Source organism: Sphingopyxis sp. Root1497 (assembly GCF_001427085.1).
In the GTDB taxonomy this organism is placed as follows: Bacteria; Pseudomonadota; Alphaproteobacteria; order Sphingomonadales; family Sphingomonadaceae; genus Sphingopyxis.
In genome coordinates this window covers 891,793-900,780 of the sequence record NZ_LMGF01000005.1, presented here as the reverse complement: position 1 = coordinate 900,780, position 8,988 = coordinate 891,793, and the positions used below count along the sequence as shown (strand labels likewise).

Annotated in this window: 6 protein-coding genes; 5 read left to right on the top strand and 1 reads right to left on the bottom strand. The window is 64.7% G+C overall.

Annotated elements, in window-relative coordinates; all coding sequences use genetic code 11:
• Positions 1-66: 66 nt before the first annotated feature.
• The gene (locus tag ASD67_RS18775; RefSeq protein WP_056350454.1) at positions 67-1,704 is read right to left on the bottom strand and encodes a GMC family oxidoreductase; all 1,638 of its coding nucleotides are present in this window, start codon (positions 1,702-1,704) and stop codon (positions 67-69) included.
• Between the two features lie 117 nt (positions 1,705-1,821).
• Between ASD67_RS18775 and ASD67_RS18770 the strand changes: the two genes are divergently transcribed.
• From ASD67_RS18770 to ASD67_RS18750, 5 genes are all read left to right on the top strand, one after another.
• A complete protein-coding gene (locus ASD67_RS18770) occupies positions 1,822-2,571 on the top strand; it encodes a glucose 1-dehydrogenase (RefSeq protein ID WP_056350452.1) in 750 nt (249 codons plus the stop codon).
• Positions 2,571-3,284 carry an SDR family NAD(P)-dependent oxidoreductase gene (locus ASD67_RS18765; RefSeq protein WP_200938070.1) on the top strand — a complete coding sequence of 238 codons (714 nt, stop codon included), beginning with the start codon at positions 2,571-2,573 and terminating at the stop codon, positions 3,282-3,284. Before ASD67_RS18770 ends, ASD67_RS18765 begins: the two co-directional genes overlap by 1 nt.
• A gap of 130 nt (positions 3,285-3,414) precedes the next feature.
• Entirely contained in the window at positions 3,415-5,787 is a 2,373-nt protein-coding gene (locus ASD67_RS18760) for a TonB-dependent receptor (RefSeq protein ID WP_162248615.1), read from the top strand.
• 120 nt (positions 5,788-5,907) lie between these two features.
• Positions 5,908-7,371, top strand: a complete 1,464-nt coding sequence (locus ASD67_RS18755; protein ID WP_056350447.1) for a carotenoid oxygenase family protein — start codon at positions 5,908-5,910, stop codon at positions 7,369-7,371.
• A gap of 16 nt (positions 7,372-7,387) precedes the next feature.
• Positions 7,388-8,974, top strand: coding sequence for a fatty acid--CoA ligase (locus tag ASD67_RS18750; protein ID WP_056350445.1), 1,587 nt, complete (start codon positions 7,388-7,390; stop codon positions 8,972-8,974).
• Positions 8,975-8,988 lie beyond the last annotated feature (14 nt).

Below are 8,988 nucleotides of genomic sequence, written 5' to 3'. Positions count from 1 at the left end.
GCAGCGAAGCAATCCAGAGTTGCGTAAACCGCTCTGGATTGCTTCGCTGCGCTCGCAATGACGGGTCTAAGCCACCGCCCGCAATCGCCGCCGGTCCTCGCGGACCAGCCCTGCCGCGCGCAGCGCCAGCGCCATCGCTGGGGCGTTGGTGTTGCCGGTCACCGGCGAGGGCATCACCGAACAATCGACGACGCGCAGGCCGCCGACGCCGTTGACGCGCAGCCGCGCGTCGGTGACCGCGCGATTGTCGCTGCCCATCCGGCACGTACCGACCCCGTGCAGCCCGCAGGTCGCGAGCCTGCGGAAGGCGGCAAGGATTTCAGCGTCGCTCTGCACCGCCGCACCGGGCAGCAGTTCGCGCTCGATCAGATCGGCGAGCGCGGGCTGCGCCATATAGCGTCGCATGGCATGGACCGCCGCGATTGCCGTTCGCTCATCTTCCTTGGTCGATAGCCAGTTGGGCTTGATATCCGGCGCGGCATCGCTGCCGGGACCGACGATCAGGATGCTGCCCTCGCTGGTCAGCCGCAGCAACTGGCCATAAATGGTCATCCCCGGCTTGCGGTCGATGGTGCTGAGCGGCACCGGATGCTTGTCGTCGCCGAGCGCGAAGGTGTAGCCGCCAAGATAGAGCTGCAAATCGGGCCGGCTGTCGCGGCTGGTCAGGTTGAGGAAGGCGCCGACCTCGAACGGCCCGGTGGCCATGATGCCGCCGCGTGTCAGCAGATATCGCGCCATCGCGCGCGCCAGGCCGAGGCCATAAAAGCTGCGGCTGCTGCCCACATCGCGCGACAGCCGGTGCGGCATGCTGAATCCCAGATGCTCGCGCAGCCGTCCGCCGACGTCGGGCGAATCGAACACCGGCTCGACCCCCGCGGCGCGCAGCACGTCGGCGGGACCGATCCCCGACCGCTGCAGCAGCAACGGGCTTTCGAGCGTCCCGCCACAGACGATGACCTCGCCGCCGCAATCGAAGCGGCGCGGTTGACCCGCAACCTTCGCCTCCACGCCCGTCACGCGTCCATTCTCGACGACCAGCCGCTCGGCCATGGCATGCGTCACGACATGCAGGTTCGGCCGCTTCTTCGCCCGCGCGAGGAAAGTCGTCGCCGCGCTCTCACGGCGCCCGCGCCGGACATTGTGCGCGTAAAAGCCGACGCGGTCGGACGTCGACGCATTGAGGTCGTCGACCGGCTTCAGCCCCATCTCCACCCCCGCCTGCACCATCGTTTCGGCGAGCGGATAGCTGTGGATCTTCGGCGCGACCCCGACCGGCCCGCCCCGCCCGCGCATTTCGCTCGCACCCAGCCCATGATCCTCAAGGCTGCGGAACGCCTCGGTCATCGCCGCGCCGGTCCAGCCGGTGCATCCGAGCTTTTCCCATTCGTCATAATCGGCGGGCTCGCCGCGGCTCCAGATCATGCCGTTGACCGCCGACGATCCGCCTAGCCCCTTGCCGCGAATCCACACCTCGCCCGGCGCGCCGCCGTCGCCGCGCGGCTGCGACACGCCATAGGCCCAGATATGGTCGGGATTGGTGACGAGCTTCGCGACCCCCTTCGGGATCGCGACCCAGCGGCTGTCGTTGCGGCCGCCGGCTTCGAGCAACAGCACACGAACGTCGGGATCGGCGCTCAATTGTTCGGCCATCACGCAGCCCGCCGATCCCGCGCCGACGACGATGTAATCCCAGCTTTCCGCCACGGCGCCTCTCCTCGCATCCGACCTGACAGCGCCGCGGCACGCTCGCACCTAGCGCAATAAATAGTCCCCTCGGGTCGCCGGCGGCATGATAGTGGCCGCATAAACAGGGAGGATGGCATGGCAGAGGATCGCGGGCGGATCGCCGGCAAGACCGCGTTCGTCACCGGCGGCGCATCGGGGCTGGGTCTCGACATCGTCCGCCGCTTCGTCGCCGAAGGCGCCAGCGTCGTGATCGCCGACATCGACGCCGCCGCGGGCGAGGCGCTCGCCGCCGAACTCGGCCAGCGTTTCGTGAAACTCGACGTGTCGAACGAAGGGGACTGGCTCGCCGCGCTCGGCCCCTGCGACCGGATCGACATCCTCGTCAACAATGCCGGCATCACCACCATGGGTTCGATCGAGGACCTGACGCTCGCGGCCTTTCGCCACGAATTCGCCGTCGATGTCGACGGTGTCTTTCTCGGCTGCAAGCACATCATTCCGAAGATGAAGGATCATGGCGGGTCGGTGATCAACATGTCGTCGATGTGCGGGGTGCGGGCGCAGGCCGACCTAGCCGGCTATAATGCGGCCAAGGCGGCGGTCACCCACCTCACCAAGTCGGTCGCGCTCCATTATGCCGCCAAAGGCTATGGCATCCGCTGCAACTCGGTGCATCCGGGAGCGATCCACACCGCGATGATCGACAAGGTGATGGCTCAGGTCGACGACCCCGAAGCGCTCTACGCCGGTTTCGTCGCCACACATCCCGTCGGCAGGCTTGGCAAGCCCGAAGAAGTCTCGTCGATCGTCCTCTATCTCGCTTCCGACGAGTCCGCCTTTGCCACCGGCGCCGAATTTCGCATCGACGGCGGCAGTTCGCTCTGATGGCGGGGCGTCTGGAAAGCCGCACCGCGCTCGTCACCGGCGCCGGTTCCGGGATCGGGCTGGCGATCGCCAGGCGCCTCGCCGCCGACGGCGCGCGGGTGCTCACGACCGACCGCGCCGGCGAGGTCGACATCGTCGCCGATGTCACCGATCCGGGCGCCAACGCGCATTTCATTGCCGAAGCCGAAGCGCGTTTCGGCGGGCTCGACATCCTGATCCCCTGCGCGGGCATCACCGGCATGCAGCCGCTCGACGATCACAGCGACGATTTTTTCGACCAGATGATGGCGGTTAACGTCACCGCGGTGTTCCGGCTCGTCCGCGGCGCATTGCCGCTACTCAAACGCTCGCCGCACGGCCGGATCATCCTGATCGGGTCAGTGATGTCTAGTTTCGGCGAGGCGGGAATGACCGCCTACGGCGCGTCGAAACACGCGGTGCTGGGCATGACCAAATCGATCGCCGCCGAGGTCGGTGCCCATGGCATCACCGCCAACTGCATCCAGCCCGGCGCGATCGATACGCCGATGACCGCGCCCGCCTTTGGCGCCATGCCGGCGTTCAAGCAGCACTGGATCGACAAGGCAGCGCTCGGGCGGCTTGGCCAGCCCGAAGATATTGCCGACGTCGCCGCGTTTCTGGCCTCCGACGACGCGCGTTTCATGTCTGGCCACGGGCTGTTTGTCGACGGAGGGTCGACACAAAGAACGTAAATTCAACGCGTTGACCGCCTTTACGGGACGCCTGATATTTTTGATGATTGTTCAAACCCGGCATAAAGCGGACCTTGCCTTCCAACGTGACCGACGAGCCTATGCGGCGGCACGAGAGGGAGGAAATCCGATGTCCACGCATGCCCGAATGCTGCCCGCCGTCTACGCCACGGTCTCGCTCGTCGCTTTGGCGATCGCCACGCCGGCCTTCGCCCAGGAAGCCCCGGTCCAAGACGACAGCGGCGGCGCACTGCGCGAAATCGTCGTCACCGCGCAGAAGCGCGAGGAAAGTGCGCAGTCGGTTCCGGTTGCGATTACCGCCTTGGATGCCAAGGCCCTCGATACCGGCATGGTTCAGGACATTCGCGACGTCGCGGGACGTGTCCCCAGCCTGGTCATCGACAGCGTTTCGGCCGGTCCGAGCGCCGCCGCGATTTCCATTCGCGGCATTTCGTTCGAAGATATCGAGAAAAGTTTCGACCCGACGGTTGGCGTCGTCGTCGATGGCGTCTTCATCGGCACCAACACCGGCCAGCTGCTCGACAGCTTCGACCTTGAAAGCCTTCAGGTTCTTCGAGGTCCGCAGGGGACATTGTTCGGTCGCAACACGATCGGCGGCGTGATCGAGGTGAAGCGCAGCAAACCCACCGACGACTTCGGGGTAAAAGGCCGGCTTTCCTATGCAAGGTTTGATACCAAGAGCGCACGTCTCGTCGTCAACAGCGGCAAGCTGGGCGATTTCATCGCGCTCAAGGCGTTCGGCTATTATGACAAGACCGATGGCTTTATCCGCAACATCAGCACGGGCGGTCGCGACGGGAAATATGAAACGCTAAGCGGCGGCATCACCGCGCTGATCGAACCGAGCAGCGATTTTTCGGCCGAGATCACTTACGAACACAGCCGTGAACGCGGCGAGACCGTTTCGATCCCGACATCGTCGAGCCTCGACCTGATCTGCCTCGCCGCAGGAGTGCCCGGATTTTCGCCGGTCGCCGAGTGCAACCGGTTCAAGCTTCCCGATCGCGGCATGAATGCGACGTATCAGTTGGCGCCGCACGACGTGACCAACGACACCGACGCGCTGACCGGCAACATCACCTGGTCGCTGGGCGACAATCTCACGCTCTATTCGGTGACCGGCTATCGTACCAATGACGAGAATGTGGCGCAGGATTTCGACGGCAGTTCGGCGGACTTCTTCGCCACCCGGCGTATCCAGCAATTCGAACAGTTCAGCCAGGAACTGCGCGTCCTTGCCGAACTCAGCGATGCGGTCAATCTGCTGGTCGGTGGATATTATTACACCAGCAATTACCAGCTGGACCAATATACGCGGCTGGGGCCCGTGCCCTCGCAAAGCGCGACGGGAGCGACGCTGCGCGCCTACACCGACAACAAGGCGACATCCTATGCCGGGTTCGCCGACGCGCAATTCACGCTGTCCGACAGATTCAAACTGTCGGTCGGCGGCCGATATACCCGCGACAAAAAGGAAGCCTTCAACAATTACGGCCAGGTGGTCGGGCTCGTCGAACTGAGTCTGCCGACATTCGACGGAAAAACCTGCGTCGCCGCAACGGGGGTCTTTCCGGCCGGACCGCTTGCCGGGCTGCCAGTCTTCGGTGCGGCCAACAATTGCTCGGGCGAAAAGTCGTTCGGAAAATTCACCTGGCGCGCCAACGCGACCTATGAAATCGGCGACAACAAAATTGTCTACGGGTCCTATTCGACCGGTTTCCGGTCGGGCGGTTTCAACGGCCGCGCCGCGTCGCCCACATCGCTTGGCCCCTATTTCCCCGAAACCGTCGACGCGTTCGAGGTCGGCTTGAAGGCCGACTGGCTGGACCGCACCTTGCGGACCAACATCGCCCTGTTCCACACGAAATATAACAACAAGCAGGAAGAGGTCGTCCAGCCCTCGCCGCCCGGATCGGCCCAGCCGCAGGAAACGGTCGTCGGCAACGCCGCCTCGGCGACGATCAAAGGCGCCGAGCTGGAACTCATCATCCAGCCTTCCGAGGCATTGAACTTCACGGCATCGGCAAGCTATCTCGACGCCAAATATGGCACGTTCCTCAAGGATTTGAACGGCGACAACGTCGGCGACGATGTGTCGACGCTGACCTTGCGCCGGGCGCCGAAGTTCCAGATCTCGACGGGGGTCAATTATTCGAAGGAAATCGGCTCGGGACGTTTCGACGCCAATCTGTTGCTCCGCTTCCAGAGCAAGACGGCCACCTGCATCACGGCCAACCGGCCGATCGTGCTCGGCGCCGTTACCAATGATTTCCGCTGTTTCACCAAGGACCGTGAAAATCTGTCGGGGCAAATCTCCTATACGTTCCTTACGGGCAGCGGGGAGGTCAGCGTCGCCGTCTTCGGTCGCAATTTGACCAATGTGCGCGACATCGGCAGCACCTTGCCGGTTGCCGGCCTGTTCACCTTCTCCGGCGCGATCGAGCCGCGTACCTATGGTGTCGAACTCGGCTTCAAATTCTAGAACACGAAACGGTCCCGCCACGGGCACGGCGTGACCGCAAAGGGGGGCCCGGAGAACAAGGGGCGGCGCATTGCACCGCCCCTTGTTTGATAGAATGACACGACAAGCGGGGGGAGCATAATGACGCAGGCCTTTTTCGACCATCCCTATCTGTCGGGGCACCACCAGCCGGTGCGGTTCGAGGGCACCGCCCCCGACCTGATCGTCGAGGGCGAGATTCCGGCCGACCTCGTCGGCGTCTTCTATCGCAACGGCCCCGAGCCGCTCTATCCGACGCGCGAGGGCGAGTATCACTGGTTCGACGGCGACGGCATGGTCTATGCCTTCCACATCGAAGGCGGCCGCGCGGCGATGCTCAACCGCTGGGTGCGGACCGAGAAATTCGAGCTGGAGAAAGCGGCGGGCAAGCGCCTGTTCGGGCTGTTCGGCAACCCGATGACCGCCGATCCCTCGGTCGCCGGCAAGCGCTACAACACCGCCAACACCAACATCATCGTCCATGGCGGCAAGCTGCTCGCGCTGATGGAAGGCGCGCCGGCGGTCCAACTCGACCCGCGCACGCTCGAGACTTTGGGCGAGGAACATTATGGCGGGACGATCACCACCACCTTCTCCGCCCACCCCAAGATCGACCATTTTACCGGCGAGCTGATCAACATCGGCATGGCGATCAACGGCCCGATGGGCGCCCCGCAATTGCGCTACGACGTGATCGCCGCCGATGGCAGCGTCCGCAAGGCCGAGATCATCGACATGCCGCACAACGCGCTGATGCACACCTTTTTCCTGACCGAAAACTGGGTCGTTTTCCCGGTCATTCCGATCGACGCCGACCTGGGCCGCTTCATGAAGGGCGGCCCGATGACCGCGTGGGTCAACGGCCGTCCGACAAAATTCGGGGTAATGCCGCGCGAAGGCAGCGCGAGCGATCTTCGCTGGTTCGATTATGAGCCGCGCCACATGTTCCACGAACTCAATGTCTGGGAACAGGACGGCAAGATCGTCGCCGACGTCGCCGCCGCCAACGGCACCGCGCTGTTTCCCGACGAAACGGGGGTGAAAAGGACGCATGGCGACACGCAGCAGAGCCTGCGCCGCTGGACGATCGATCCGGGCACCAACGGCCATGGGACATGGATCAGGGAAGAAACGCTCAACGACCGCGACATCCAGTTTCCGCGCCCCGACGACCGCTTTATGACGCGTGCCTCGCGCCACAGCTTCGCCAACATCAACCTCAACAGCCGCGACGGCCGCGCCGAGGGCATGGACGGCGTGCTGCGGTTCGACACGGTGAGCGGCCAGGAAGACCATTATCACTTCGGCAACGGCGCCTCGTGCGGCGAGATGGTCTTTGCGCCCAGGGTCGGCGCGCAAGGCGAAGGCGACGGTTATGCGATGACGCTCGTCCACCGCGCCGGCGCCGCGACGAGCGAACTCGCGATCTTCGACGCGCTCGACATCGCGGCGGGTCCGGTCGCGATGGTGCAGATACCGTTCCGCGTCCCGTCGGGTTTCCATTGCAATTTCTACGCGGCTGACTCCATGCTCTACCGGCAGGCGCTCGGCGAAGGGCGCGCATAAAGGGAGCGGGGCAAAGGTGACGCAAAAGGTCGCAGCATTTGAGCGCGTCGCCGACGTCGCGCGGCGGAACGGGCGCGAACGGCCCGACAAGATTCTCTTCCATTTTGAAGGCCGCGCAACGCGCTATGCCGACTTCGACGCGAACAGCAACCGCGCCGCGAACGGACTGATCGCGCTTGGGCTGAAACCCGACGACCGCGTCGCCTATCTCGGCAAGAACAGCGATCTCTATTTCGAGGCGGTGATGGCGGTGGCCAAGGCCGGCGGGGTGATGACTCCGGTCAACTGGCGCCTCGCGGTGCCCGAGATCGCGTGGATCATCGCCGATTGCGACGCGCGTTTCCTGCTGGTCGGCCCCGAATTCACCGATTTGGTCGCGACAAACCGGGATACTTTTCCCGGCATCGACCATGTCATCGCGACCGAAGGCGCGGCGAGCGGCTTCGCCGATTACCGCAGCTGGCGCGATGGCTTTCCCGACACCGACCCCGATATCGCGCGCGGCGAGACCGACGCGGTGATCCAGATGTACACCTCGGGCACCACTGGCAAGCCCAAGGGCGCGGTGCTGACCAACGGGTCGGTGCTGCGCTCGCGGCTCGACCGCGACCCCGCGCTCCAGGCCGATTGGGAGCGCTGGGACGAGGACGACGTCGGGCTCGTCGCCATGCCCAGCTTCCATATCGGCGGCACCGGTTACGGCATCACCGTGATGACCAATGGCGCGACCGGCGTCATCACCCGCGAATTCGACCCCGGAGGGGTGCTCGACCTGATCGAGGCGCATGGCATCTCGAAAATCTTCATGGTCCCCGCGGCGATGCAGATCATCGTCAATCAGCCGCGTGCGCGCGAGGTCGATTTCTCGCGCCTCCGCCATATCGCCTATGGCGCCTCGCCGATCCCGCTCGACCTGCTGCGCCAGTGTATCGACATCTTCCAGTGCGGCTTCGTCCAGATGTACGGGATGACAGAGACGTCGGGCACCATCGCCGCGCTGCCCCCCGAGGATCACGACCCGGCGGGCAACGAACGGATGCGCTCGGTCGGCAAGCCGCTGCGCGGGGTCGAAATGCGGGTGATCGACGGCAGCGGCAACGCCCTGCCCCCGCGCGAAATCGGCGAAATCGCGATCCGCGCGCAGGCCAACATGCGTGAATATTGGGGCCGGCCCGAGGCGACGGCGGAGACGATCGACGGTGACGGCTGGCTGCGCACCGGCGACGCCGGCTACACCGACGAGGACGGCTATTTCTACCTCCACGACCGGGTCAAGGACATGATCATCTCGGGCGGCGAAAATGTCTATCCGGCCGAGGTCGAGAATGCGATCTACGGCCACCCCGCCGTCGCCGACGTCGCGGTCGTCGGCGTCCCCGGCGAGAAATGGGGAGAGGCGGTGAAGGCGTGCGTCGTGCTGAAGGACGGCGAGACCGCCGATGCAGCCGAGATCATCACTTGGGCGCGGACACGGATCGCGGGCTATAAATGCCCCAAGTCGGTCGATTTCATCCCCGCGCTGCCGCGCAATCCGTCGGGCAAGATTTTACGCCGCGAACTGCGCGCACCCTATTGGGAAGGCCGCGAGCGGCAGATCGGATAGCGCACCCCATATCG

What these genes read in the sequence shown, in the direction of transcription:
- ASD67_RS18755 (WP_056350447.1), top strand. Translation starts at nt 5,908, where the DNA reads ATGACGCAGGCCTTTTTCGACCATCCCTATCTGTCGGGGCACCACCAG.
- ASD67_RS18770 (WP_056350452.1), top strand. Translation starts at nt 1,822, where the DNA reads ATGGCAGAGGATCGCGGGCGGATCGCCGGCAAGACCGCGTTCGTCACC.
- ASD67_RS18760 (WP_162248615.1), top strand. Translation starts at nt 3,415, where the DNA reads ATGTCCACGCATGCCCGAATGCTGCCCGCCGTCTACGCCACGGTCTCG.
- ASD67_RS18765 (WP_200938070.1), top strand. Translation starts at nt 2,571, where the DNA reads ATGGCGGGGCGTCTGGAAAGCCGCACCGCGCTCGTCACCGGCGCCGGT.